The following is a 24,212-nucleotide window of genomic DNA, read 5'->3' as shown; positions in this document are numbered from 1 at the left end:
GGCGGATGGCCCGGTCATGGGGCCAACCTCTCCACCCGCGCGACAGGCTCCCTCCCCCGCAAGCGGGAGAGGGCTTTACCGCATGCGGGAGGGGCTGGGGCCGCGCACCCGCGCGGCCCCCTCGCCTCACTTCACGTCGGCGAGGTACTTGTCGGAGAAGCCCTTCTGCACGGCTTCCATCTTGGCATAGTCCACCGCCTTGGCGCGGGCGTAGTCGGCGGCGGGCAGGAAGCGGTCCGCCACTTCCTTGGGCAGCGCCACGTCGCGGACGGGGCGCAGGTAGGCCTTGGCCCACATGGCCTGGCCCTTGTCGGAGAGCACGTAGTCGAGCACGGTCTTGGCCGCCTCGGGGTGCGGGTCGTTCTTCACCATGCTCATCACGTAAGGCACCACGATGGAGCCCTCGCAGGGGATCACGAAGGCGAAATTGCCCTTTTCGCTATACTTCGCCCGATAGGCGTTGAAGTCGTAGTCGAACAGGATCGGGATCTCGCCGGAGACCACGCGGGCATAGGAGGTCTGCTTCGGCACGATGGGCTGATTGGCCTGGAGCTTCTTGAAGTAATTCAGCGCCGGGGTGAAATCGTCCAGCGAGCCGCCGAGCGCGTTGTTCACGCCCACCGCGCCCACATAGCCCACGAAGGCGCTGGAGGGGTCGAGATAGCCCACCATGCCCTTGTATTCCGGCTTCAGCAGGTCCGACCAGCAGGCCGGCACCGGCGCGCCGCCCAGCGCATCCTTGTTCACGAACAGGCCGAGCGTGCCGGAGTGGATCGAGGTCCAGTGGCCGTCGGGGTCCTTCAGGCCGGCGGCCACCTGGTCGAAGCCCTTGGGCTTGTAGGCCTGGGTCAGGCCGGCATCCTTCAGCTTGATGCCGAAGGTGACGCCCACATAGGTCACGTCCGCCACCGGGCTCGCCTTCTCGGCGATGATCTGGGCCATGGACTGGCCGCTGTTCTTGTTGTCCGGGGGCACGTCGACGCCGGTGTCGACCTTGATGGCCTTCAGCATGGCGCCCCAGTCGGCCCATTCGGTCGGGCAGTTGTAGCAGATGGCGTCGGCGGCCGAGGCGGCCGGCGCCAGGCCGAGCAGCAGCCCGGAAGCGAGCAGAGCGGAGGTGAACAGGGACTTCATCGCGGAGCCTTTCGTGCGGCGGATTTCCGTGAGGGGGACTTCGGTGAGGGGGGTTGGGGTGTGGCACTGGCCCGGGGCGCGGACGCCACGGGCGGGGAAACGGGAGAGAGCGTGCCGCCGGGGCGCAGCTCGAAGGGCAGCAGTTCCACCGTGCGCGCGGCGTCGCCGCCCATCAGGTCGAACAGGCGCTCCACCGCCCGCGCGCCCATGCGGCGGGTGGGCTGGTCCACGGTGGCGAGCGGCGGGGAGACGAGGCGGCCGATGGCGATGCCGTCGAACCCGGCCACCGAGATGTCGCCGGGCACAGCGAGGCCCATTTCGCGCACCGCCGCCACCACGGAGAGGGCGAGCAGATCGTTGGAGCAGATGATGCCGGTGGGCCGCTCCGGCCCGCCCAGCAGCCCCGCCAGCGCGCTGCGATGGGCGGCGGTGTCGGCGAGATAGTCCAGTTCCAGCACCGGCTCGGCGGCGAGCCCCGCCGCCGCCATGGCGGCCAGATAGCCCTGGTGGCGCAGGCGCGAGCGGTCCGAGGTGGAGAAGCGCCCGGCGATAAACAGGATGCGGCGGTGGCCGGCAGCGAGGAAGGCGCCAGTCAGCGCCCGGCTGGCGGCGGCATTGTCCACGGTGACGGCGGCGCGGCCCGGCCGCTGCGGCTCGTTATAGACCAGCACATAGGGAATGCCCTGCCCGTCCAGCAGGTCGAGGGTCGGGTTGGCGTCGGGATCGGCCACCGTGAGCACGAGGCCGGCGACGCTCTGGGCCACCAGAGTGGCCACCAGGTCCTGCTCGCGCGCGGCGTCATAGTCGCTGGCGGTCAGCAGCAAGGTGTGGCCGCGCCCGCGCGCCTCCGCCTCCATGCCGGCCACGGAGCCGGCGAACACCGGGTTGGTGAGGCTGGGGATGACCACGCCGAGGGTGCGGGTGCGCAGCGTCTTCAGCGAGCGGCCGATCTCGCTCGGGCGGAAGTCCAGCGCGGCGACCGCGGCCCGCACCCGCGCCTCCACGTCCGCGCTGGCCCGCGCCGTGCCGTTGAGCACGCGGCTCACGGTGGCGATGGAGCAGCCGGCGCGCTCGGCGACGGTGCGGATGGTGACGGGGCGTGGCACGGGGTCTTCCGGGGCGCTGTGAAACCGTTTTCACGGCGCTTCCTAAAGGGGTCGTGCAACAGCCCTGTGACAGATCGAGGTTGGAAGGGGGAGGCGACCGCCGCCGCCGGCGCGGAGCCGCCCCCGGGGCCGCCACCGCGCAAGAAAAACGCCGCCCTTTGGGGGGCGGCGCGAAGTGAGGTCACACGTGGATAACGCCGGCGCGGTGGTTTGGTTTCACCGCTTGAGCGGGCCGACGTTGAAAATCTGCACGCGCCGGTTGACCGGCGATTCCGGATTCTTGGTGTCCTGGAGCGCTTCCTCGCCGAGGCCCACGGCCTCCAGGCGCGCCGGGTTCACGTTGAAGGTGGTGGTCAGGGCTTCCATCACCGCGTCCGCCCGCTCCTGGCTGAGCTTGAGATTGATCTCGCGCGTGCCGGTGGTGTCGGTGTTGCCGGTGATGATGAACTTGTAGCCCTGGAGCACCGGATTATGCAGCGCATCGGCGATGGAGCCGATGGTGGCATAGCTGTCCGGCAGGATGATCGCCGAGTTCAGCTTGAACTGGATCTGCACGTTGATCTGCGCCAGCTTGTCCAGCTGGATGGCCAGCGGCGGACGCTGGGCGGCCGGGCCGGAATACATGGTGGCATGGTCCAGCGCCGCCTGGCGCAGGCTGGCGGCGGTGACCACCGGTGCGTCCTGGGTGAGGTTCTGCAGGCCCTGGACGATCTGCGCATTGGACAGATCGGTCTGCGCCGCCGCCGGCACGGCGATGGCGGCGAGGGACATGGCGAGAGCGGCAACGAGCCCGCCACGGAGCATCAACGACGTCATGGGTGTCGTCCTTCCTGTTCGGGTGCGGGGGCTCAACGCCAGCCGGCGTCGGTGATGGTCTGGTTGCATGCCTTGCTGACCACCTTGGTGGCCTCCACGAGGCAGCTGATGAGGTTGCCGTCGCCGGGCACGATGCCCTGGCAGAGGCGGGCCGCATCCGCATTGCAGACCTTGAAGATCGCCTGCTGCGCCATCACCCGCTTGGTGATGGACGCCTTCACCGCCACGAAGTCGGCCTTGCACTTGCTGGCGACCTTCGAGGCGTTCGCATCGAGGCAGCCGAGCAGCTTGCCGCCGCCCAGATTGACGTTGGCGCAGTATTTCGTGATGTCGGGGCCGCAGCTCTTGGCCAGCAGCGCGCCGGCCTGCTGGTAGCTCATGGTCTGCGCCTGCGCGCCCGTCGCCGCGCCCGCCGCCGCCAGGGCGAAAAGCCCGGCCGCGAGCACCATTCCAACCCTCTTCATGGACATCCCCCCGGTCACCAAAGGCACGGTAGGGATGTAACAGATGCCGCACCGTGAACATAGGTCAGGGCGGCTGACCCAGACCGGCAAAAACTGGCCCGATGCGGGCTGCCGGAACGGCAGGCGATACCTTTAGCGCGGCGTGGTCTTCCGTTGGCGCAGCGCGATCTCCCGCCGCCGCGGCGCGGTCTTCCGCTGGCGCGCGCTCCCTCGCCGTCCGGCGGCACCGCCGGGCGCGACGCGCTCAGCGTGAGGGGCGGATGCGCACCGGGGCGGGAACGAGATGGCCCGGCGCGCGGAGCCGGATGCGGCGTCCGCCGCCCGGCCCGTTGTCGCGCGTCGTCAGCAGCATCACCGCCGCGCCCATCTGCACGCTGGAAAAGGTGAGGCCCATGGCGAAGGTGAGCACGCCGGCCGCAAGCCAGCCGTCCGGCGCCGCCACCAGCAGCGAGCGCAGGCCCTGGGCGTCGAGCGCCAGCAGCGCGCCGACGAACAGGATGGCGATGCCGAAGCCGATGGCGGCATGGCGCATGAGGAAGCGGACGAGAAGCGGCATGGCAGCCAATCCTTGCGGCGCCGGCCTGAAGCGGCGCCCTCTGCGCGTATGCTCCCACGGGCGGCGGCATGGCGCAAGAATTAGCACAGGGCCGCACTGTTTGCTTGCAAATGAGCATTGCGGCGCCAGCGGGCCCACGGCCACGCTGAACTGGCACCTGGATTGCATACAATATTCCCCGAGCGCGCGGCCCATGGGCGCGCCGTGCGCCGCATCCGACCCCGCGACCCGGCCGCCCCGGCCGGCAGCCCCAAGAAGGACAGGACCCATGTGGAAGCGGACACTGGCCACATTGCTGCTGGCCACCGGCCTCGCCGCGAGCGCCAACGCCCAGACGCTGCGCTTCGGCCTGATGGAAGACCCTGACGCGCTCGATCCCACCTTCGCCCGCACCTTCAGCGGCCGCATGGTGTTCGCCGCCTTGTGCGACAAGCTGGTGGACATCGACGCCAAGCTGAACATCGTGCCGCAGCTCGCCACCGAATGGTCCTGGTCTCCCGACCAGAAGACCCTGACCATGAAGATCCGCGACGGCGTCAAGTTCCAGGACGGCGAGAAGCTGGACGCGGAGGCGGTGAAGTTCAACCTGGAGCGCCACCTGAGGGCGCAGGGCTCGCAGCGCCGCGGCGAGATCTCCGCCATCGACAGCGTCGAGGTGGTGGACCCGCTCACCGTCCGCATCAACCTGAAGACGCCGTTCGCCCCGCTGCTGGCCCAGTTCACCGACCGCGCCGGCATGATGGTCTCGCCCAAGGCCGCGACCGCGCTGGGCGACAAGTTCGCCTCGGCCCCGGTGTGCGCCGGCCCGTTCAAGTTCGTCGAGCGGGTGGCGCAGGACCGCATCGTGGTCGAGAAGTTCGACCAATACTGGAACAAGGACGCGATCTTCCTGAACCGCATCGAGTTCAAGGTGATCCCCGACACCACGGTGCGGCTCACCAACCTGCGCTCGGGCCAGCTCGACCTCCTGGAGCGCCTTGCCCCCACCGACCTGTCGCAGGTCCAGGCCGACAGCAAGCTCAAGGTGGGCTCCACCTATGAGCTCGGCTACCAGACCCTGCTGATCAACCTGTCGAAGGACAGCGCGCTGGCCAAGAACCCCAAGGTGCGCGAGGCGCTGGAGCTGTCGCTCGACCGCGACGCCATCAACCAAGTGGTGTTCAACGGCGAGTTCCTGCCCGGCAACCAGTGGGTGAGCCCGAAGAACCCGAACTATGTCGCCGCCTTCCCCATCCCCAAGCGCGACGTGGCCAAGGCCAAGGCGCTGCTGAAGGAGGCGGGCATCACCGGCCCGGTGCAGGTGAACATGACGGTGTTCTCGGACAACCTGTCCCAGCAGTCGGCGCAGGTGATCCAGGCCATGGCCAAGGAGGCCGGCTTCGACCTGAAGATCCAGTCCACCGACTTCGGCACCGCCCTCAACCTCGCCGACCAGGGCAATTACGACCTGATGCTCTACAACTGGAGCGGCCGGCCGGACCCGGACGGCAACACCTACAACTTCCTCGCCTCCAAGGCCCCGCTCAACTATCCGCGCTATGCCAGCGAGAAGGCGGATGCCGCCCTCAAGGCCGAGCGCCAGACCAATGATCCCGAGGCCCGCAAGGCGGCCTGGAAGGATCTGGCGGCGCAGGTGCTCACCGACCGGCCGCTGATCTATCTCTACCACCGCAAATTGCTGTGGGCCTATTCCACCAGGCTCACCGGCTTCGGCGAGTATCCGGACGGCCTCGTGCGCTTCACCGGCCTGAAGCTGAACTGATCCGTCGCCTGCCGCCCGCCCCGGCTTGCGGGGCGGGCCTCCTTTTGTTTCTGCTGTTCTTTGTGAGGATCTGCGTCATGTGGAAGCATACTCTGGCGGCCCTTCTTCTCGGCTGCGCCTTCGCCGCCCCCCTTGCCCCCGCGACGCAGGCGCAGACCTTGCGCTTCGGCCTGCTGGACGATCCCGACGCGCTCGATCCCGCGCTGTCGCGCGGCTACACCACGCGCATGGTGTTCGCGGCCCTGTGCGACAAGCTGGTGGACATCGACGCCAAGCTGAACATCGTGCCCCAGCTCGCCACCGAATGGGAGCTGTCGCAGGACCGCAAGACCATCACCATGAAGTTGCGCCCCGGCGTCACCTTCCATGACGGCGAGACGTTCGACGCCGCCGCGGTGAAGTACAATCTCGAACGCTACCAGAAGATGCCCGGCAGCCAGCGCCGCTCGGAGATCGCCGCGCTCGACAGCGTGGAGGTGGTGGACCCGCTCACCGTGAAGCTGAATCTGAAGGCGCCCTCGGCGCCGTTCATGGCCCAGCTCACCGACCGCGCCGGCATGATGGTCTCGCCCAAGGCGGCCGAGGCGCTGGGCGACAAGTTCGCCACTGCGCCGGTGTGCGCCGGCCCGTTCAAGTTCGTCGAGCGCGTGGCGCAGGACCGCATCACGGTCGAGAAGTACGCCGCCTACTGGAACAAGGACAACATCTTCCTCAAGCGCATCGACTTCCGCACCATTCCCGACAGCACGGTGCGCCTCACCAACCTGCGCTCGGGCCAGCTGGAGCTGATGGAGCGCCTCGCCGCCACCGACCTGCCGGAGGTGAAGGCGCAGGGCAAGCTGAGGGTGGGCTCCACCTATGAGCTCGGCTACCAGGCCATCCTGTTCAACACCGCTAAGGAAGGCTCGGTCATCGGCAAGGATGCCCGGGTGCGCCAGGCCTTCGACCTCGCCATCGACCGCGAGGCGCTGAACCAGGTGGTGTTCAACGGCGAAAACCTGCCCGGCAACCAGTGGGTGAGCCCGCAGAACCCCAATTACGTGAAGGAGTTCCCGCTGCCGAAGCGGGATGTCGCCAAGGCCAAGGCGCTGCTGAAGGAGGCCGGCGTCACCCTGCCCGTGCCGGTGACGCTGATGGTCTACACCACCAACGAGGGCCAGCAGGTGGGCCAGGTGGTGCAGGCCATGACCAAGGAGGCCGGCTTCGACGTGAAGCTCCAGGCCACCGACATCGGCACCGCCCTCTCCTATGGCGACCAGGGCAATTTCGAGGCCTTCCTCTGGGCCTGGAGCGGCCGGCCGGACCCGGACGGCAACACCTACAACTTCCTCGGCTGCAAGGCGGCGATCAACTACACCCGGTTCTGCGACACCAAGGCCCAGGCGGCGCTGGACGGGCAGCGGCTCGCCACCAGCCCGCGCGGGCGCGCCACCTCGTGGCAGCACCTGGCTGAGGTGGTGTTCGAGGAGAACCCGATGCTCTACCTCTACCATCGCAAGCTGCTGTGGGCCTACACCCCCAAGCTCAGCGGCTTCACCGAAGCCAATTATCCCGACGGCCTGGTGCGGTTCACCGGCCTCAAGCTCGACTGATCGGACGATCCGACCCGATGCTGCGGTTTTTCCTGAAACGGCTGGCCACGATCATCCCCACGGTGATCCTGGCCTCCATGATCATCTTCGCCTTGCAGCAGTTGCTGCCGGGCGACCCGGCCATCGCGCTCAGCGGCGAGGAGAAGGACCCGGAGGTCGTCGCCTTCATCCGCGAGAAGTACCACCTCAACGACCCGCTCCCCGTGCGGTACGCCTACTGGATCGGCGGCGTGCTGCACGGGGACATGGGCGAGAGCATCCGCCTGCAGCAGCCGGTGGCGCAGCTCATCGTCGCCAAGTTCCCGGTGACCTTGCAGCTCGCCGTCATGGCCATGGCCATCGCCGTCCTCATCGGCGTGCCCATGGGCGTGCTCTCGGCGGTCTATAACGGCAAGGCCATGGACTACACGGCCAACGTCATCGCCTTGTGGGGCCTCTCCACGCCGAACTTCTGGCTGGGCATCATGCTCATCCTGCTGTTCTCGGTGCAGCTCGGCTGGCTGCCGGCCTCCGGCTACGTGCCGCCCACGGAGAACCTGTGGGAGAACCTGCGGGCGATGATCCTGCCCGCCTTCGTGCTGGGCAATTCCATCGCCGCGGTGATGATGCGCCACACCCGCGCCGCCATGCTCCAGGTGCTGTCCTCGGATTATGTGCGCACGGCGCGGGCCAAGGGCCTATCGCCCCGCGCGGTCATCGTCCGCCACTGCCTGCGCAACGCCTCGGTGCCGGTGATCACGCTGGGCGCGCTGGAGTTCGGCGCGCTGCTCTCGGGCGCGCTGCTCACCGAGCAGGTGTTCTCCATCCCCGGCTTCGGCAAGCTGATGGTGGATGCGGTGTTCAACCGCGACTATGCGGTGGTGCAGGGCGTGGTGCTGTGCACCGCCACCACCTACATCCTGCTGAACCTCATCGCCGACCTCGCCTATTTCCTCGTCAACCCGAAGCTGCGCCGGTCATGAGCGTCCTCTCCTCCACACCCGCGCCCCCTACCGCGCCCCTTGCCGCGCCCCTTGCCGCGGCCGCCCGCGAGCGCTCGCCGCTCGAAGAGGCGCTGCGCCGCCTCGTGCGCCGGCGCGGCGCCATGCTCGGCCTCGCCGTGGTGGTGCTGTTCATCGTGGTGGCGGTGTTCGCGCCTCATATCGCGCCCTACGACCCCACCGCCACCAGCTGGCTGGCGGTGCGCAAGCCGCCCACCTGGGAGCATCCCTTCGGCACCGACGAGGTCGGCCGCGACGTGCTCTCGCGCGTCATCTTCGGCGCCCGCGCCTCGCTCTCCGCCGGCCTCGTCTCGGTGGCGCTCGCGGTGGCCATCGGCCTGCCGGTGGGCATGATCGCGGGTTATGCGGGCGGCCTCGTCGAGGCGGCGCTGATGCGCCTCACCGATGCCATGCTGGCCATCCCCTTCCTCATCCTCGCCATCGCCCTCTCCGCCTTCCTCGGGCCGACGCTCACCAACGCCATGATCGCCATCGGCCTCTCGGCCACGACGATCTTCATCCGGCTGACGCGGGCGCAGGTGCAGTCCACCAAGGTGGAGGAGTTCGTGGAGGCGGCGCGCGCCGCCGGGGCGACCCCGCTGCGCATCGTGCTGCGGCACATCCTGCCCAACATCATGCCGGCCATCCTGGTGCAGGCGACGCTGACCATCGCCGCCGCCATCATCGCGGAAGCCAGCCTCTCCTTCCTCGGGCTCGGCCAGCAGCCGCCGGACCCGTCCTGGGGCTCCATGCTGAATACGGCGAAGAACTTCCTCTCGCAGGCGCCGTGGATGGCCATCTGGCCCGGCCTGTCCATCTTCCTCGCCGTGCTCTCCTTCAACCTCCTGGGCGACGGGCTGCGCGACGCGCTCGACCCGCGCCACCGCAATTGAGGAGCGGCCGATGAGCGACCTATCCTCCCCCTCCTCCCCCGCCCCCTCCCCCACCGGCAAGCCGCCCCTGCTGGAGGTGCGCGACCTGAAGGTGGAGTTCGCCGATGCCGACAGCGTGGTGCACGCGGTCAACGGCGTCTCCTACACGCTGAACGAGGGCGAGACCCTGGGCATCGTGGGCGAGAGCGGCTCCGGCAAGAGCGTGCATGTGCTCGCCATGTTGCGCCTCATCCCCATGCCGCCCGGCCGGCTCGCCGGCGGGCAGGTGCTGTTCGAGGGCCGCGACCTGCTCACTTTGTCCGACGCCGAGCTGCGCAAGGTGCGCGGCGGCTCAATCGGCTTCGTGTTCCAGGACCCCATGAGCTCGCTCAACCCCTCCATGACGGTGGGGCGGCAGATCATGGAGCCGCTTCAGCTGCATCTGGGCATGGGCGCGGACGCCGCCCGCAAGCGCGCCGTCGAGCTGATGGACATGGTGCGCCTGCCCGACGCGGCGCGGCGCATCGACCAGTTCCCGCACGAATTCTCCGGCGGGCAGCGCCAGCGCATCATGATCGCCATGGGCCTGTCCTGCCGGCCCAAGCTCCTGATCGCCGACGAGGCCACCACGGCGCTGGACGTGACCGTGCAGGCGGACGTGATCGAGCTGGTGAAGGAGCTGAAGCGCGAGATCGGCATGGCGGTGATCTGGATCACCCATGACCTCGGCGTGGTGGCCGGCATCGCCGACACGGTGCAGGTGATGTATGCCGGCCGGGTGATGGAGCGCGGGCCGGTGGACGATGTGTTCCGCGATCCGCGCAGCGCCTATACGCTCGGCCTGCTGCGCTCGCTGCCGGACCTCTCCGCCCCCATCGGCCAGCGCCGCCGCCTGACCCAGATCGACGGCGCGCCGCCGGACATGCGCGCGCCCCCGCCGGGCGATCCGTTCGCCCCGCGCAACCGCTACGCCACGCCGCGCTGCTTCACCGAGCAGCCGCCGCTGGTCCAGCCGCCGGGCGCCGCGCCCGGCCACCTGGCGGCCGCCTGGTATGACCTGCCGGCCCTGATCGCCGCGGAGACGACGCCATGACCCCCTCCGAAACGACCGCGCCGGAAACCACAGCCCCCGCCCATGCGCCCGGCAGCTATCCGCTCATCTCGGTGCGCAACCTGTGCAAGCACTATCCGCTGCGCTCGGGCTGGGGCTTCAAGACCACCATGTTCAAGGCGGTGGAGGACGTGTCCTTCAACATCATGCCCAACGAGACCCTGGGCCTCGTGGGCGAGAGCGGCTCGGGCAAGAGCACCATCGGCCGCGCCGTCACCATGCTCAACCCGCCCACCTCCGGGGTCGTCGCCTTCGAGGGCGTGGACCTCGCCGAGCAGAACGCCCATGAGATGCGCCGCATGCGCAAGCGCATGCAGATGGTGTTCCAGGACCCCTATTCGGCCCTCAACCCGCGCATGACGGTGGGCGACTACGTGGCCGAGCCGCTGGTCATCCACGATCTGTGCGCCAGCGCGGCGGAGCGGCGTGAGCTGGTGGCCGGGCTGTTCGCCAAGGTGGGGCTGGAGCCGCGCTACATGGCGCGCTTCCCGCACCAGTTCTCCGGCGGCCAGCGCCAGCGCATCTGCATCGCGCGGGCGATCGCGGTGAAGCCCTCCTTCATCGTGGCGGACGAGCCCATCGCCGCGCTCGACGTCTCCATCCAGGCCCAGGTGGTGAACCTGTTGCAGGATCTCCAGGAGGAACTGGGGCTCGCCTACCTGTTCATCTCCCACGACCTGCGCATGGTGCGCTATCTCTGCCACCGGGTGGCGGTGATCTGGAAGGGGCGCATCGTCGAGCTGGCGCCGAGCGAATTGCTCTACGGCAATCCGCTCCACCCCTACACGCGCCGGCTGCTCTCCGCCGTGCCGGTGCCCGATCCCGCCATCGAGCGGGCGCGCACGCGCCTGCCGCAGGTGGCGGGCCTTCCCGACGACCCGGACAGCCACGACCTCGTCGAGGCGGAGCCGGGCCATTATGTTGCACGGGGCGCGCTTTAGCGCCGGATCCCGTGCTCGTATCTTGTTAGAGACCGTCTGACGGCTCTCGCTGACCGCTTCCTTCAGAGGACAATTCGGTGCGTAATTTCTTCAAGACCGGCCGTTCCACCGTCTATGCCGGCACGGCGGCGGTGGCCACCTCCCATCCCCTCGCCAGCCTCGCCGCGCTCGACATGCTGCGCGCGGGCGGCAATGCGGTGGACGCCGCCATCACCGCCGTCGCCGTTCAGGCGGTGGCCGACCCGCACATGACCGGCATCGGCGGCGACTGCTTCGCGCTCTATACGCCGAAGGGCGCCGCCGCTCCCATCGCGCTCAACGGCTCTGGCAAGGCGCCGGCGGCGGCGGACGTGGACTGGTACATCGCCCAGGGCATGAGCGAGATCCCGCTCGATTCGCCCCATGCGGTGACCATCCCCGGCGCCATCGCCGCCTGGAGCCTGCTGCTCAAGGACCATGGCACCCGCTCGCTGGGCGACGTGCTCCAGCCCGCCATCCGCCTGGCGGAAGAGGGCTACCGGGTGCAGCCGCGCGTCGCCCGCGACTGGGCGCAATATGCCCACCGCCTGCAACGCGACCCGGTGAGCGTGGAGATCTTCCTGCCCGGCGGCGCGGCGCCGCAGCAAGGCGACCTGCACCGCCAGCCCAAGCTCGCCGCCACCCTGCGCAAGATCGCGGCGGGCGGGCGCGATGCCTTCTACACCGGCGAGATGGCGCAGGACGCGGTGGACCGCCTGCGCGAATTGGGCGGCCTGCACACGCTGGAGGACTTCGCCAGCGCCGAGGCCGAATACGTGACGCCCGTCACCACCAAGTATCGCGGCTATGACGTCTATGAATGCCCGCCCAACGGCCAGGGCCTCGGCGTGCTGATGATGCTGAACGCGCTGGAGGGCTACGACCTCTCCCCCGGCGCGCTGGACGAGGCGGACCGCGTCCATCTGTTCGCCGAGATCAACAAGCAGGTCTACCACCACCGCGACCACCTGTTCGCGGACCCCATGCACGCCTCGGTGCCGGTGGCCGAGCTGCTGTCGCCGGAATGGGCCGCCCAGGCCCGCGCCAACGTGGACATGGCCAAGGCCGGCACGCCCTCGGTATGGCCGAAGGTGGCGCACACCGACACCATCTATCTGTGCGTGGTGGACAAGGACGGCAACGCCATCTCTTTCATCAACTCCATCTTCCACCAGTTCGGCAGCTGCATCACCCCGCCCAGGAGCGGCTATCTGCTGCACAATCGCGGCGCGCAGTTCCGCCTGATCAAGGGCCACCCCAACGCCATCGGCCCGTCCAAGCGGCCGCTGCACACCATCATCCCCGGCATGCTGATGAAGGACGGCAGGACGGTGGCGCCGTTCGGCGTGATGGGCGGGCAGTACCAGACCATGGGCCATGTGGAGCTGCTGACCAACATCATCGACCGCGGCATGGACGTGCAGCAGGCGATGGAGGCGCCGCGCAGCTTCGCCTATAACGGCGCGCTGGAGCTGGAGCCGGAATATCCCCCGGCGATGCTGGACGCCATGCGGGCGCGCGGCCATGCGGCCAAGTGGGCGGCGGACCCGCTGGGCGGCGCGCAGATGATCTGGATCGACCACGCCCGCGGCGTGCTCGCCGCCGGCTCCGAACCGCGCAAGGACGGCATGGCGCTGGGCTACTGAGGCCACGCGCAAAAAGGCCGGCGGCGCGAACGCCGCCGGCCCTTTCCGTCCCCCCCCCGGGCGCGGAGCCGATCAGTCGTAGTAGCCGGGCGCCTTCTTGAACGCGGGCCAGGCGTCCGGGTCATGCCCGGTCACCACCTGCGCGCCGCTGCGCTCGGCCAAAGTGCGCAGCTTCTGCACCGAGCGCACCGTGTCCACGGTGGAGGCGAGGAAGCCGGGCAGCGCCTGCTCGTTCCAATGGTCGAGCGTATAGGCCGCGTCGATGGTCAGCAGCAGCGGGCCGGACTTGGGCAGGCGCACCAGGAAGGACTGGTGGCCCGGCGCGTGGCCCGGCGAGAACACCGTGGTCAGCGTGCCGTCGCCATAGAGATCGTAATGGTCGTCCAGCTCGCCGTTGAGGAACTGCCAGCGCAGGCCCGGCCGGTCGAAATCCTTGCGGATGTAGCCGCCGCCGGCGAACCAGTCCGGGGTGAAGGCATATTCGTATTCCCGGCGCTGCACCACGTGGGTGGCGTTCGGGAAGCGGCCGATGGCGCCGGTGTGGTCGAGATGCAGGTGCGACTGCACCACATACTTCACGTCCGCCGGGTCGATGCCGAGCGCCTTGACCTGCGCCACGCAGCCCTCGTCCTCGCGCATCACCGGCTGGTAGACGTCGCAGATGCCGCCCCAGTAGCCGCGCGCATCGGTCGCCACCTCGACCGCGTTGCCGCCGTCGATGATGGTGTGACCCTTGGGGTGGGTGATGAGGAAGAAGGGCACGGGGATCTCATAGTCCGCGCCATTGCCCTGGTTCATCTTGATGTTGTGGACCTTGCACTTCAGCGAGCCCGACTGAAGCATATAGAGCCGAATATCCGTCATGACATCCTCCAAATATTCTTGTGATCAGAAGGCTTCGCGATAGAGCGCCAGCGCGTCCGCCTCGGTGACCTCCACCGGGTTGTTCACCAGGAGGCGGGTCTGCTTCATGGCGTCGGAGGCCAGCATGGCGAGGCTGTTGTCGGTCACGCCCACGTCGCGCAGGCGACGGGGGGCGCCGCTCTCGTCCATCAGCTTCTGCAGGGTGGCGACGAACACGTCGGCGCGCGCCTCCACGCCGCCGGGGCCGGGCCCGGCCACCACGTCAGCCAGTTCCGCATAGAGCGGGGCGGCGGCCTTGGCGTTGAAGCGCAGCACCGGGCCGAGCATCAGCGCGTTGGAGAGGCCGTGCGGCACGTGGTAGTGGCCGCCCAGCGGATAGGCCAGCGCATGCACCGCCGCCACCGGCGAGTTGGCGAACGCCTGCCCCGCCAGCATGGCGCCCAGCAGCATGGATTCGCGCGCCTTGCGGTCGGTGCCGTCCTTGCAGGCGGCGATCAGGTTGGCCGAGAGCAGGCGCAGCGCCTCGCGGGCCAGCGCGTCGGACACCGGGTTCTTCTTGTGGGCGCTGGTATAGGCCTCGATGGCATGGACCATGGCGTCGATGCCGGTGGCGGCGGTGTGCACCGCCGGCAGGCCCACGGTCAGCTCACCGTCCAGCAGCACGAAGTCGGCATAGAGCTGGGGCGAGACGACGCCCATCTTGGTGGTCTCGCCGGTGGTCAGGATGGTGATGTTGGTCACCTCCGAGCCGGTGCCGGAGGTGGTCGGCACCTGGACCAGCGGCAGGCGCGAGCCCTGCACCTTGCCGATGCCGTACAGTTCGGCGAGCGGCTGCTCGGAGACCAGCAGCACCGCCGCCAGCTTCGCCACGTCCAGCGAGGAGCCGCCGCCGAGGCCGATGACGATGTCGACGCCCGCCGCCTTGGCCTTGGCGACGCAGGCCAGCAGCACATGCTCCGGCGGATCGGCCACCACCTCGTCGAACAGGGTGACGGCAAAGCCCGCCGCCTCCAGGCTGGCGGCAATGGGGGCGATGACGCCCGCCTTCACCAGCCCGCCGTCGGTGACGAGCAGCGCCTTGCGGGCGGGAAAGCGCGCGGCGACGATCTCGCCCAGGCGCCTGGCGCCGGACCATTCCAGCTGGATGGCGGGGACGGTGCGGAATTCAAAGGGATTGAGGCCGTTGCTCACGGTTGGGTCCTCCCGAGGGTGTGGCAGGGGAATGCGCGCGCCGGCCGGCAGGGCACGGCGCGCCGCGCGCCAAAGGCGCGGCGGATGGGCTGAAGGGGGTGTCGAAGGGGGGAGCGCGTGCGGGCGCGGCGCGCGGCGCCGGCTCGCACGGGCGGAAGCGTCAGGCGACCCCGCGCCGGGGGCCGCCGATGAAGCCTGATGACCTGGTGCTCAGCCCACCGCCGAGCACAGATACTTGATTTCGAGATATTCCTCGATGCCGTACTTCGAACCCTCGCGGCCGATGCCGGACTGCTTGACGCCGCCGAACGGCGCCACCTCGTTGGAGATGAGGCCGGTGTTGTGGCCCACCATCCCGTATTCCAGCGCCTCCGCCACGCGCCAGGCGCGACGGGCGTTCTCGGTGAAGAAATAGGCGGCGAGGCCGAACTCGGTGTCGTTGGCCATGGCCACCGCCTCCGCCTCGGTCTCGAAGCGGAACAGCGGCGCCACCGGGCCGAAGGTTTCCTCGCGCGCCACCTTCATGGCGGAGGTCACGCCGGTGAGCACCGTCGGCTCGAAGAACAGCGCGCCACGCGCATGCGGCTTGCCGCCCAGCGCCAGGCTGGCGCCCTTGGAGAGGGCGTCCGCCACATGGCTCTTCACCTTGGCGACGGCATCCTCGTCGATCAGCGGGCCGATCAGCACGCCGGGCTCGGTGCCCACGCCCACGGGCAGCTGCTTCACCCGCTCGGTCAGCTTGGCGGCGAAGGCGTCATAGACGCCGGCCTGCACATAGAAGCGGTTGGCGCACACGCAGGTCTGGCCGGCGTTGCGGTATTTCGAGGCGATGGCGCCTTCCACCGCGGCGTCCAGATCCGCATCGTCGAACACGATGAAGGGGGCGTTGCCGCCCAGCTCCAGCGACAGGCGCTTGATGGTGGGGGCGCACTGCGCCATCAGGATGCGGCCGACCTCGGTGGAGCCGGTGAAGGAGAGCTTGCGCACCGTATCGCTGGAGGTCAGCACGCCGCCGACCTCCCGCGCCTCGCCGGTGATGACCTGAAGCACGCCGGCCGGAATGCCGGCCTCCTCGGCGAGGACGCCCAGGGCCAAGGCGGTGAGCGGGGTCTGCTCGGCGGGCTTGACGATCATCACGCAGCCGGCCGCCAGCGCGGGGGCCGCCTTGCGGGTGATCATCGCCGCCGGGAAGTTCCACGGCGTGATGGCCGCGGTGACGCCCACCGGCTGCTTGATAACGATGAGGCGCTTGTCGCCGGTCGGCGCGGGAATGACGTCGCCATAGACCCGCTTGGCCTCCTCGGCGAACCATTCCACGAAGGAGGCGGCATACATCACCTCGCCCTTGGCCTCGGCCAGGGGCTTGCCCTGCTCGGCGGTCATCAGCGCCGCCAGATCGTCGGCATGCTGCACGATGAGGTCGAACCAGCGCCGCAGGATGGCGGTGCGCTCGCGGGCCGGCTTCTTCGCCCAGGGGCCGAAGGCGGCCGCCGCCGCGTCCACCGCCGCCTGCGTCTCCGCCGCCGAGAGCTGCGGCACGTGGCCGACGATGGCGCCGTCGGCCGGGTTGTGGACGGCGATGCGGGCCGAATCGGCCGCGGTGCGCCAGGTGCCGTTCACGAGGCAGGCGTCGCGGAGCAAAGCGGGGTGGCTCAGATGCAGCAAGAGCACTCTCCTTGAGGCTTTCCGTAGTTCAATTAGCTGAACTCTATTCGTTGTATTGAACTATTGCCTCAAGTCGCGGCTTCGTCAAGACTCTCGTCCATGGTGGCTGCGGATGTTTCAAAATCTTTGGGCGAGAGCGTGCCGGCGCTGCGGCGGGCGGTGCGCGTGCTCGATTTCGTCGGCGGGCTCGGCACGCCGCCCACGGCGGCGGACATCGCGCGCGCCATCGACCTGCCCAAGAGCACGGCGCACGGGCTGATCGCCACCCTGGTGGAACTGGACCTCCTGGCGCGCTCCCCGGAGGGCACCTTCCGCCTTGGGCCGCACCTCATGAGCTGGGCCAGCAGCTTCCTCGGGCAGTTCGATCTGGTGGGGGAGTTCCAGAACGTCTTCGCGCAGACCTCGCATCTGGAGGGCTACACCATCACCCTCACGGTGCTGGAAGGCGCGGAGGTGGTCTATCTCGCCTGCCGCAACAGTTCCGCCCCGCTCGGCTTCACCTTCCGCATCGGCATGCGCCTGCCCGCCCCCTTCACCGCCACCGGCAAGGCCATCCTGAGCACGCTTGAACCCGAGAAGGTGAAGGCGCTGCTCGCCGCCGACTGGCCGAAGCCGCTCACCGCGCACAGCACCAAGTCCCTGCCCGCGCTCCAGGCGGAACTGGCGGCCACCCGCAAGCGCGGCTTCTCCATCGACGACGGGCAGATCCGCGAGGGCATGGTGTGCATCGGCACGGCGGTGCGGGACTATTCCGGCCAGGCGGTGGCCGGCATCGCCATCAGCCTGCTGGAGCACGAGGCGACAGCGGCACGCATGGCGGAGCTGGGCGACGGGCTGCACCGCGTCGCCGCCGCCTTGTCGGCCCGCCTAGGCGCCCAGGACGGGCCGCCCGCCGCCGATTAGCAAAAAGGGTGCGGAAGCCCGTGCTTCCACACCCTCGGTTCGGTTCCCCCGCGGGCGCGGCGCGGGGAATGGATCAGGCTTCCTTGAAGCCGTATTCGGGGGTGCCCTGCTCGGCACCGTAATATTTATAGGGCAGGAACTTGCCGGACATGGTGATCTTCACCCGGTCGCCCTTCGGATTCTCCAGCCGGCCGATGTCGATGTCGAAGTCGATGGCCGACATGATGCCGTCGCCGAACTCCTCCTCGATCAGCGCCTTCCAGGCCGGGCCGTTCACCATCACCATCTCGTAGAAGCGGTAGATCAGCGGATCGGTGGGCGGCATGGGCGCGCCGCGATAGGGCACCTCGTTGAGCATGCGCTCCTCCACCTCGCTGAGGCCGAACAGCTCCGCCGCCGCCTTGGCCAGCGGCTTCACCAGCTTCATCTGGCCGAGCAGCGCGCCGACCACGAGCACCGGCGACATGCCGCCGATCTCGTTGGTGATGTGCTTCCAGGTCCAGCCCTTCTCGCGCTTGATGTCGAGGATCTTCTCGGTGAGTTCTTCGCGTTTCATGTGCGTCTCTCCTGTGGTCTGTCCGGTTCAGGTCACGCCGCCCGCACGCCGTCCGGCGGCGTGGGCGGCAGATGGGCGGGGCGCACCACCGGGGGGCGGCGGCGGTCGTAGTCGGGCGGAAGCCCATCCTTGAAGGTGCGCGAGCGCTCCACCAGGAAGTCGATCAGGTGGTTGCGCACGGCGTAGAAGTCCGGCTGCTTGTGCAGGTCGAGCCGGCGCCGGTCGCGCGGTAGCGGGTTGTCCACGATCTCGGCCACGCAGGCCTGAGGGCCGTTGGTCATCAGCACGATGCGGTCGGCCAGATAGATCGCCTCGTCCACGTCGTGGGTGATCATGAACACCGTCTGCCCGGTCTCCAGGCAGATGCGCCGCACCTCGTCCTGCAAGGTGCCGCGGGTGAGCGCGTCGAGCGCGGAGAAGGGCTCGTCCATCAGCAGCATCTTCGGCTCGATGGACAAGGCGCGGGCGATGCCGACGCGCTGCTTCATGCCGCCGGACAGCTCCGCCGGCTTCTTGTGCTCGGCGCCCTTCAGCCCCACCACCTCGATGAAGCGCTCGGCATGGGCCCGCACCCGGTCGCGCGACCAGTCGCGGTGGCGCGAGGCCACCGCATAGGCCACATTGCCCAGCACGCTCTTCCAGGGCAGCAAAGCGTGGCTCTGGAAGATCACCGCGCGGTCCAGCGACGGGCCCTCGATGGCCTTGCCGTCCATCACCACCGCGCCCTCGTCCGGCGCGTCGAGCCCGGCGAGGATGTTCAGCACCGTGGTCTTGCCGCAGCCGGAATGGCCGATGATGGCGGCGAAATCGCCCTTGTTCATGGAGAACCACAGGTCCTCGAACACCGTGGAGCCCTTGCCGCCCGGCGCCTGGAAGCGGCGGGCGATGCCTTCGATGGAGAGATAGGATTGCGTCATCGCCTCACTCCGGAAAGGTCACGAGACGGGCGACCGTGGCGAGGATCTGGTCGAGCATCATCCCCATCACGCCGATCACCAGGATGGCGATGATGACGTTGGTGATCGACAGATTATTCCACTCGTTCCAGACGAAATAGCCGATGCCGGTGCCGCCCACCAGCATCTCCGCCGCCACGATCACCAGCCAGGCGATGCCGATGGAGATGCGCATGCCGGTGAGGATGGTAGGGGCCGCCGCCGGCAGGATGATGGTGAAGGCGCGCTTCAGCGGCCCCACCTCCAGCGTGCGGGCGACGTTCAGCCATTCCTTGCGCACGCTGGCGACGCCGAAGGCGGTGTTGAGCAGCATCGGCCAGACCGAGCAGATGAAGATGACGAACACTGCCGAGATGCCGGAATCCTTGATGGTGTAGAGCGCCAGCGGCATCCAGGCGAGCGGCGAGATCGGCTTCAGCACCTGGATGAAGGGATCGAGCGCGCGGCTCATCAGGGGCGACATGCCGATGACGAAGCCGAGCGGGATCGCCACCGCCACCGCGATGCCGTAGCCGATGAGCACGCGCGCCAGGGAGAAGGCCAGCTGGATGCCCAGGCCCTTGTCGTTCGGCCCCTTGTCGTAGAACGGATCGGACAGGACCGCCCAGAGCTGCCGGCCGACCTCCACCGGGCTCGGCATGGCCGACTTTCCGGTGGTGGCGGTGAGGCCCATCAGCTTGGCATATTCCGGGTCCATGCCGGTGGCGGGACCGCCACCGCCGCCGCCGAAGCCCGCGGTGGCGCCCTGCCAGGCCAGCAGGAACACCACCAGGATCAGCACCGACAGCAGCGCCGCGCGCAGGCGCAGGGGCAGCACCATCGCCTCAGGCCCGCTTGATGGCGAAGCTCGCCACATACTCTTCCGGCTTGGCCGGGTCGAACGGCTTGCCCATCACCGAGAAGCTCTTGCTGGTGGCGGCCGGTGGGTTAAGGCCCATCTCCTTCATCACCTTCTGCGCCTCGGTGGCGAGAAACACCTTCTTGGCGATGCCCTGATAGTCCACTTCGCCCTTCACCTGCCCCCAGCGCTTCATCTGGGTGAGGATCCACACCGCGAAGCTCTCGTAGGGGAACGGCTCGAAGCTCACCCGGTCCGGGTCCTTCTTGATGTTGCCGAGCCCATCCGCATAGGTTCCGGTGAGCACCTGCTCAAGCACGACGGGCGGGGCGTTGAGATAGTTGGCCGGGGCGATCGCCTCGGCGATGCCCTTGCGGTTCTCCGGCTTCTGGGCATAGGCGCTGGCGTCGATGATGGCGCGCAGCAGCGCGGCATAGGTGTTGGGGTTGGCGGTGACGAATTCCTGGCTGGCGGTGAAGGAGCAGCAGGGGTGGCCGTCCCAGATCTCCTTGGACAGGATATGGATGAAGCCGACGCCGTCATAGACCGCGCGCTGGCAGATGTTGTCCGGGGCGAGGAAGCCGTCGATATTGTCGGCGCGCAGGTTGGCGACCATCTCCGGCGGCGGCACGGAGCGCAGCTGGACGTCGGCGTCGGGATCGACGCCATGCTCCGCCAGATAGTAGCGCAGCAGGTAGTTGTGCATGGAATAGTCGAACGGAATGGCGAGCTTGAAGCCCTTCCAGTCCTTCGGGTTCCGCTTGTCCTTGTGCTTCATGGCCAGCGTGATCGCCTGGCCGTTGATGTTCTCGATCGCCGGGACGGAGAAGGGAATGGGGTTGGAGCCCAGCCCCATGGAGATGGCGATGGGCATGGGCGAGAGCATGTGCGCGGCGTCGTATTCCTTGTTGATGGTCTTGTCGCGGACCACCGCCCAGCCCGCCGTCTTCACCACCTCCACATTGAGCCCGTGCTTGGAATAGAAGCCGAGCGGATGGGCCATGATGATCGGCGTGGCGCAGGTGATCGGGATGAAGCCGATCTTCAGGTCCTTCTTCTCGATGGCGCCGGTGCCCTGCGCGAAGGCGTCCGTCACCGCGCCCAGGGGCAGGAAGGGGGCGAGCGCGGCGGCGATGCCGGTGCCGCCGATGGCCTTCAGGAAGGCGCGGCGATGGGCGGCCTGCGGAAACAGGGCCTGCACCACGGCGGTCTCGACCGCGCCGGCATAGCGGGCCGCATCGTCCTGCGCCGGCCGGGCGGCGGCCATGTCGTGCTCGGCGTGGGAGCGGTGACGGCCGCAGGCGCAGCCGGAGAACAGCCGGGAGAATCGCCGGAAGGTGTCTTTGCTCGCCATGAACCGCCTCGCTCGATGGAAGGATGATCCTTCGGGGTGCTCCCTGACGTTAAGCAAGCCATGTGCCAGCCTCCGGCGCGGCGGCTTCTCCTTGGCCGGCAAGGCTGTGTGTCGGCCTGCTGGATTTACGGATTTTCGTGAGTTACGATCTTTCGCGATCAACTTGCGAAATGTCGTAACCATGCCCCTTTCCCTTCCCGCCGCCCGGGATGCCCAGCCGGCCGAGCCGTTCGGCCCCGCCTTCACCCACGGGGCGGAGGCGGCGCTGGCCGTCGACCTGGAAAGCGCGCGCATCCTCGATGCCAATGCGGCCGCCTGCCGGCTGCTCGGCCACTGGCGCCTCGCCCTCCAGGGCATGACGGTGTTCGACCTGCATCCGGGGCAGGATGGCGAGGTCATCGTGTTCAGCCAGGCGGTGCTGGAGAGGGGAAGCTACTGGAGCCGCGCGCTTGCCGCGCGCCATGCGGACGGACGGGCCCTGGCGCTGGAATATGCCGGCACCCCGGCGCCGACGCCTCAGGGCCGCGTGCTCCTCATCACCCTCAGCGACCTCGACGCCCGCCACCGCCGCGACCTCGACGCGGACGCCGAGCGCTTCATGCGCGAGGGCCTCGCCGAATGGCAGCGGGCCGACCGCTTCTTCGAGGATATCGAGCGCGAGAACCGGCTGATCCTGCGCGCCGTGGGCGAAGGCATCTACGGCGTGAATGCGGAGGGCAAGACCACCTTCGTCAATCCCGCCGCCGAGCAGATCCTCGGCTGGACCGCCGAGGAGATGATCGGCCGCGACATGCACGCCATGGTCCACCACCACCATCCCGACGGCGCGCTCTACCCCAACAATACCTGCCCGATCTACGCCGCCTTCCGCGACGGCGCCGTGCACCATGTGGAGAACGAGGTCTTCTGGCACCGCTCCGGCAAGCCGGTGTGGGTGGAATACACATCCACCCCGCTGCGCGACCGCGGCCGGCTGATCGGCGCGGTGGTGGTGTTCCGCGACGTGACGCAGAAGCGCGAGGCCAACGAGCAGCTCCACGCCGCGCTCGCCGAGGTGGACCGGCTGCGCGAGCGGCTGGAGATGGAGAATGCCTATCTCCAGGAGGAGATCCGCGCCGAGAGCAGCCATCGCGGCATTATCGGCCGCTCGGACGCCATCAAGAAGGTGCTGCGGCAGGTGGAACTGGTCGCCCCCACCGACGCCACCGTGCTCATCACCGGCGAGAGCGGCACCGGCAAGGAGCTGATCGCCCGCGCCATCCATGACGCCAGCGAGCGGCGTGAGCGCCCGCTCATCCGCGTCAATTGCGCCGCCATCCCGCGCGAATTGTTCGAGAGCGAGTTCTTCGGCCATGTGCGCGGCGCCTTCACCGGCGCCCTGCGCGACCGCATCGGCCGGTTCGAGCTGGCGGACCGGGGCACGCTGTTCCTCGACGAGGTGGGCGAGATCCCCTTGGAACTCCAGTCGAAGCTGCTGCGCGTCTTGCAGGAGGGCCAGTTCGAGCGCATCGGCGAGGAGCGCACGCGGCAGGTGGACGTGCGCATCATCGCCGCCACCAATCGCGACCTGAAGGCCGCCGTGCGCGCCGGCCGCTTCCGCGAGGACCTGTTCTACCGGCTCGACGTGATGCCGATCGAATCCGTGCCGCTGCGCGACCGGCGGGAAGACATCCCGCTGCTCGCCGCGCATTTCCTTGACGGCGCGCGGCGCAAGCCGGCGGGCGCGCAGCTCCAGCTCAGCGAGGGCGACGTGCGGCGCCTGACCGCCTATCCCTGGCCCGGCAACGTGCGCGAACTCCAGAACGTCATCGAGCGCGGCATCATCCTCGCCCGCAACGGCCGCCTGCACATCGACCTGCCGCAGGGCCAGCAGCCGGGGAGCGAGGCCCCCGCGGCCCGTCCGGCCGCGCCGGCGGCGGGCCTTGAGACCGAGACCGAGCGCCGCGCCCGCCTGCGCGCCAGCATCCTCGCGGCGCTGGAGGCAGCGGGCGGCAAGGTCTCCGGCCCCGGCGGCGCCGCCGAGCGGCTGGGGCTGAAGCCCACCACGCTGGCCTCCCGCCTCAAGTCGCTCGGCATCGCCGCCCCGCGCCCCGGCGCGCGGGGCCCGGCCACCGGTTCTCACGCCTGAACCATCTTTACCGCCCGGCCGCAGCAGCTAGCATGAGGCCTGAGCCTTGCGGGATAGGCAATCATTGCCTATTCTTTTCGCCAGATGGATGCGCGGATGCCCACCATTCAGCGGTTTTCGACGTGCAAGGTCGCGATTTATGCGGACGACCACATCCCGCCGCACTTTCACATCGAGGGACGCGGCTTTCGCGCCATCGTGGAGATCGAGACGATGACGGTGCGCGCGGGCGACGTCCGGCGCGCGAAGGAGGCGATGGAATGGGCCGCTCAGAACGTCGAACTGCTGCGAACCGAGTGGACACGCCTCAACCGGAGGCGCTGATGTCCGGTCCGGCGGCTCCCGGCATCCGCGCCGTCCGCGCCGATGCCGGCCGCACCCTCGTGGTCACATGGAAAGGCGGTGCGGAAAGTCCCGTGGACGTCGCGTCCCATCTCGCCCGCTTCGCCATCTTCGCGCCGCTGCGCCGGAATGACGCCGCCTTCCGGCAAGTCGCCGTCGGCGAATGGGGCTGGTGCGCCCACTGGTCGGAGGACATGGAAATCTCCTCTGACACCCTTTGGCGGCTCGCCCTCGCACAGGGCAGCACATGGCTGCGCGCATGGCGCGACGCTCATGGCCTGACCCAGGCCGAAGCCGCCGGGGCGCTCGGCGTCAGCCCCCGCATGTGGCGCTATTACGAGGCCGGAACCCACCTCCTGCCGAAGACCGTCCGTCTCGCCTGCGCGGGCTTCGATGCGCAGAAGGCCGCCTGAACCC

At 68.9% G+C, this 24,212-nt stretch carries 23 protein-coding genes; 11 read left to right on the top strand and 12 right to left on the bottom strand.

Annotated elements, in window-relative coordinates:
* Positions 1 to 126 precede the first annotated feature (126 nt).
* The 5 genes from YU1_RS0114835 to YU1_RS0114815 all read right to left on the bottom strand — a co-directional run bounded on the left by YU1_RS0114835 (position 127) and on the right by YU1_RS0114815 (position 4,076).
* Positions 127 to 1,134 (bottom strand): ABC transporter substrate-binding protein, encoded by a 1,008-nt coding sequence (locus YU1_RS0114835; RefSeq protein ID WP_029004741.1) that lies wholly within the window; start codon positions 1,132 to 1,134, stop codon positions 127 to 129.
* Positions 1,131 to 2,240: a substrate-binding domain-containing protein gene (locus YU1_RS29610; protein WP_084539888.1), complete on the bottom strand. Its 1,110-nt coding sequence runs from the start codon at positions 2,238 to 2,240 to the stop codon at positions 1,131 to 1,133. The genes YU1_RS0114835 and YU1_RS29610 overlap by 4 nt, the downstream gene beginning before the upstream one ends.
* A gap of 216 nt (positions 2,241 to 2,456) precedes the next feature.
* Positions 2,457 to 3,056: an OmpA family protein gene (locus YU1_RS0114825; protein WP_029004740.1), complete on the bottom strand. Its 600-nt coding sequence runs from the start codon at positions 3,054 to 3,056 to the stop codon at positions 2,457 to 2,459.
* A gap of 32 nt (positions 3,057 to 3,088) precedes the next feature.
* A complete protein-coding gene (locus tag YU1_RS0114820; protein ID WP_051356891.1) occupies positions 3,089 to 3,505 on the bottom strand; it encodes a hypothetical protein in 417 nt (138 codons plus the stop codon).
* Positions 3,506 to 3,764: 259 nt separating this feature from the next.
* Positions 3,765 to 4,076, bottom strand: a complete 312-nt coding sequence (locus tag YU1_RS0114815; RefSeq protein ID WP_029004738.1) for a hypothetical protein — start codon at positions 4,074 to 4,076, stop codon at positions 3,765 to 3,767.
* A gap of 268 nt (positions 4,077 to 4,344) precedes the next feature.
* Between YU1_RS0114815 and YU1_RS0114810 the strand changes: the two genes are divergently transcribed.
* From YU1_RS0114810 to ggt, 7 genes are all read left to right on the top strand, one after another.
* Complete coding sequence (locus tag YU1_RS0114810; RefSeq protein WP_051356890.1) at positions 4,345 to 5,838, top strand: ABC transporter substrate-binding protein; 1,494 nt, start codon at positions 4,345 to 4,347, stop codon at positions 5,836 to 5,838.
* Positions 5,839 to 5,915: 77 nt separating this feature from the next.
* The gene (locus YU1_RS0114805) at positions 5,916 to 7,430 is read left to right on the top strand and encodes an ABC transporter substrate-binding protein (RefSeq protein WP_029004736.1); all 1,515 of its coding nucleotides are present in this window, start codon (positions 5,916 to 5,918) and stop codon (positions 7,428 to 7,430) included.
* Positions 7,431 to 7,447: 17 nt separating this feature from the next.
* Entirely contained in the window at positions 7,448 to 8,392 is a 945-nt protein-coding gene (locus YU1_RS0114800; RefSeq protein WP_029004735.1) for an ABC transporter permease, read from the top strand.
* Positions 8,389 to 9,303 (top strand): ABC transporter permease, encoded by a 915-nt coding sequence (locus tag YU1_RS0114795; protein WP_051356889.1) that lies wholly within the window; start codon positions 8,389 to 8,391, stop codon positions 9,301 to 9,303. Before YU1_RS0114800 ends, YU1_RS0114795 begins: the two co-directional genes overlap by 4 nt.
* A gap of 10 nt (positions 9,304 to 9,313) precedes the next feature.
* On the top strand, positions 9,314 to 10,375 hold the full coding sequence (locus YU1_RS0114790; protein ID WP_051356888.1) for an ABC transporter ATP-binding protein: 1,062 nt from the start codon (positions 9,314 to 9,316) through the stop codon (positions 10,373 to 10,375).
* A complete protein-coding gene (locus YU1_RS0114785) occupies positions 10,372 to 11,334 on the top strand; it encodes an ABC transporter ATP-binding protein (RefSeq protein ID WP_051356887.1) in 963 nt (320 codons plus the stop codon). The genes YU1_RS0114790 and YU1_RS0114785 overlap by 4 nt, the downstream gene beginning before the upstream one ends.
* 77 nt (positions 11,335 to 11,411) lie before the next feature.
* A complete protein-coding gene (ggt, locus tag YU1_RS0114780; protein WP_029004731.1) occupies positions 11,412 to 12,998 on the top strand; it encodes a gamma-glutamyltransferase in 1,587 nt (528 codons plus the stop codon).
* Between the two features lie 72 nt (positions 12,999 to 13,070).
* On the opposite strand, the gene attM is transcribed toward ggt, so the two are convergent.
* The 3 genes from attM to YU1_RS0114765 all read right to left on the bottom strand — a co-directional run bounded on the left by attM (position 13,071) and on the right by YU1_RS0114765 (position 16,718).
* Positions 13,071 to 13,862: an AttM family quorum-quenching N-acyl homoserine lactonase gene (attM, locus tag YU1_RS0114775; RefSeq protein WP_029004730.1), complete on the bottom strand. Its 792-nt coding sequence runs from the start codon at positions 13,860 to 13,862 to the stop codon at positions 13,071 to 13,073.
* Positions 13,863 to 13,886: 24 nt separating this feature from the next.
* Positions 13,887 to 15,053, bottom strand: a complete 1,167-nt coding sequence (locus YU1_RS0114770; RefSeq protein WP_029004729.1) for an iron-containing alcohol dehydrogenase — start codon at positions 15,051 to 15,053, stop codon at positions 13,887 to 13,889.
* Between the two features lie 210 nt (positions 15,054 to 15,263).
* The gene (locus YU1_RS0114765) at positions 15,264 to 16,718 is read right to left on the bottom strand and encodes an NAD-dependent succinate-semialdehyde dehydrogenase (RefSeq protein WP_029004728.1); all 1,455 of its coding nucleotides are present in this window, start codon (positions 16,716 to 16,718) and stop codon (positions 15,264 to 15,266) included.
* 99 nt (positions 16,719 to 16,817) lie between these two features.
* Here YU1_RS0114765 and YU1_RS0114760 point away from each other — a divergent pair, with 99 nt between their 5' ends.
* Positions 16,818 to 17,621, top strand: a complete 804-nt coding sequence (locus tag YU1_RS0114760) for an IclR family transcriptional regulator (RefSeq protein ID WP_029004727.1) — start codon at positions 16,818 to 16,820, stop codon at positions 17,619 to 17,621.
* A 73-nt stretch (positions 17,622 to 17,694) separates the two neighbouring features.
* Here the strand turns inward: YU1_RS0114760 and cynS are convergent, their stop codons facing one another.
* Genes cynS through YU1_RS0114740 form a run of 4 tightly spaced genes read right to left on the bottom strand, consistent with a single transcriptional unit; the run spans position 17,695 to position 21,325 of the window.
* The gene (gene cynS, locus YU1_RS29605; RefSeq protein WP_051356886.1) at positions 17,695 to 18,177 is read right to left on the bottom strand and encodes a cyanase; all 483 of its coding nucleotides are present in this window, start codon (positions 18,175 to 18,177) and stop codon (positions 17,695 to 17,697) included.
* 32 nt (positions 18,178 to 18,209) lie between these two features.
* Complete coding sequence (locus tag YU1_RS0114750; RefSeq protein ID WP_029004726.1) at positions 18,210 to 19,094, bottom strand: ABC transporter ATP-binding protein; 885 nt, start codon at positions 19,092 to 19,094, stop codon at positions 18,210 to 18,212.
* A 4-nt stretch (positions 19,095 to 19,098) separates the two neighbouring features.
* Entirely contained in the window at positions 19,099 to 19,953 is an 855-nt protein-coding gene (ntrB, locus tag YU1_RS0114745) for a nitrate ABC transporter permease (RefSeq protein WP_029004725.1), read from the bottom strand.
* Positions 19,954 to 19,957: 4 nt separating this feature from the next.
* On the bottom strand, positions 19,958 to 21,325 hold the full coding sequence (locus YU1_RS0114740; protein WP_029004724.1) for a CmpA/NrtA family ABC transporter substrate-binding protein: 1,368 nt from the start codon (positions 21,323 to 21,325) through the stop codon (positions 19,958 to 19,960).
* Positions 21,326 to 21,506: 181 nt separating this feature from the next.
* Here YU1_RS0114740 and YU1_RS0114735 point away from each other — a divergent pair, with 181 nt between their 5' ends.
* The 3 genes from YU1_RS0114735 to YU1_RS29600 all read left to right on the top strand — a co-directional run bounded on the left by YU1_RS0114735 (position 21,507) and on the right by YU1_RS29600 (position 24,208).
* Positions 21,507 to 23,453 carry a sigma 54-interacting transcriptional regulator gene (locus YU1_RS0114735; protein ID WP_029004723.1) on the top strand — a complete coding sequence of 649 codons (1,947 nt, stop codon included), beginning with the start codon at positions 21,507 to 21,509 and terminating at the stop codon, positions 23,451 to 23,453.
* A gap of 96 nt (positions 23,454 to 23,549) precedes the next feature.
* Positions 23,550 to 23,777 (top strand): DUF4160 domain-containing protein, encoded by a 228-nt coding sequence (locus tag YU1_RS0114730; RefSeq protein ID WP_029004722.1) that lies wholly within the window; start codon positions 23,550 to 23,552, stop codon positions 23,775 to 23,777.
* Positions 23,777 to 24,208, top strand: coding sequence for a DUF2442 domain-containing protein (locus tag YU1_RS29600; RefSeq protein WP_035715458.1), 432 nt, complete (start codon positions 23,777 to 23,779; stop codon positions 24,206 to 24,208). The genes YU1_RS0114730 and YU1_RS29600 overlap by 1 nt, the downstream gene beginning before the upstream one ends.
* The last annotated feature ends 4 nt before the right edge of the window (positions 24,209 to 24,212 follow it).

The organism is Azorhizobium doebereinerae UFLA1-100 (assembly GCF_000473085.1).
GTDB classification, from domain to species: Bacteria; Pseudomonadota; Alphaproteobacteria; order Rhizobiales; family Xanthobacteraceae; genus Azorhizobium; species Azorhizobium doebereinerae.
This window is presented reverse-complemented; position numbering and strand designations above follow the sequence as displayed.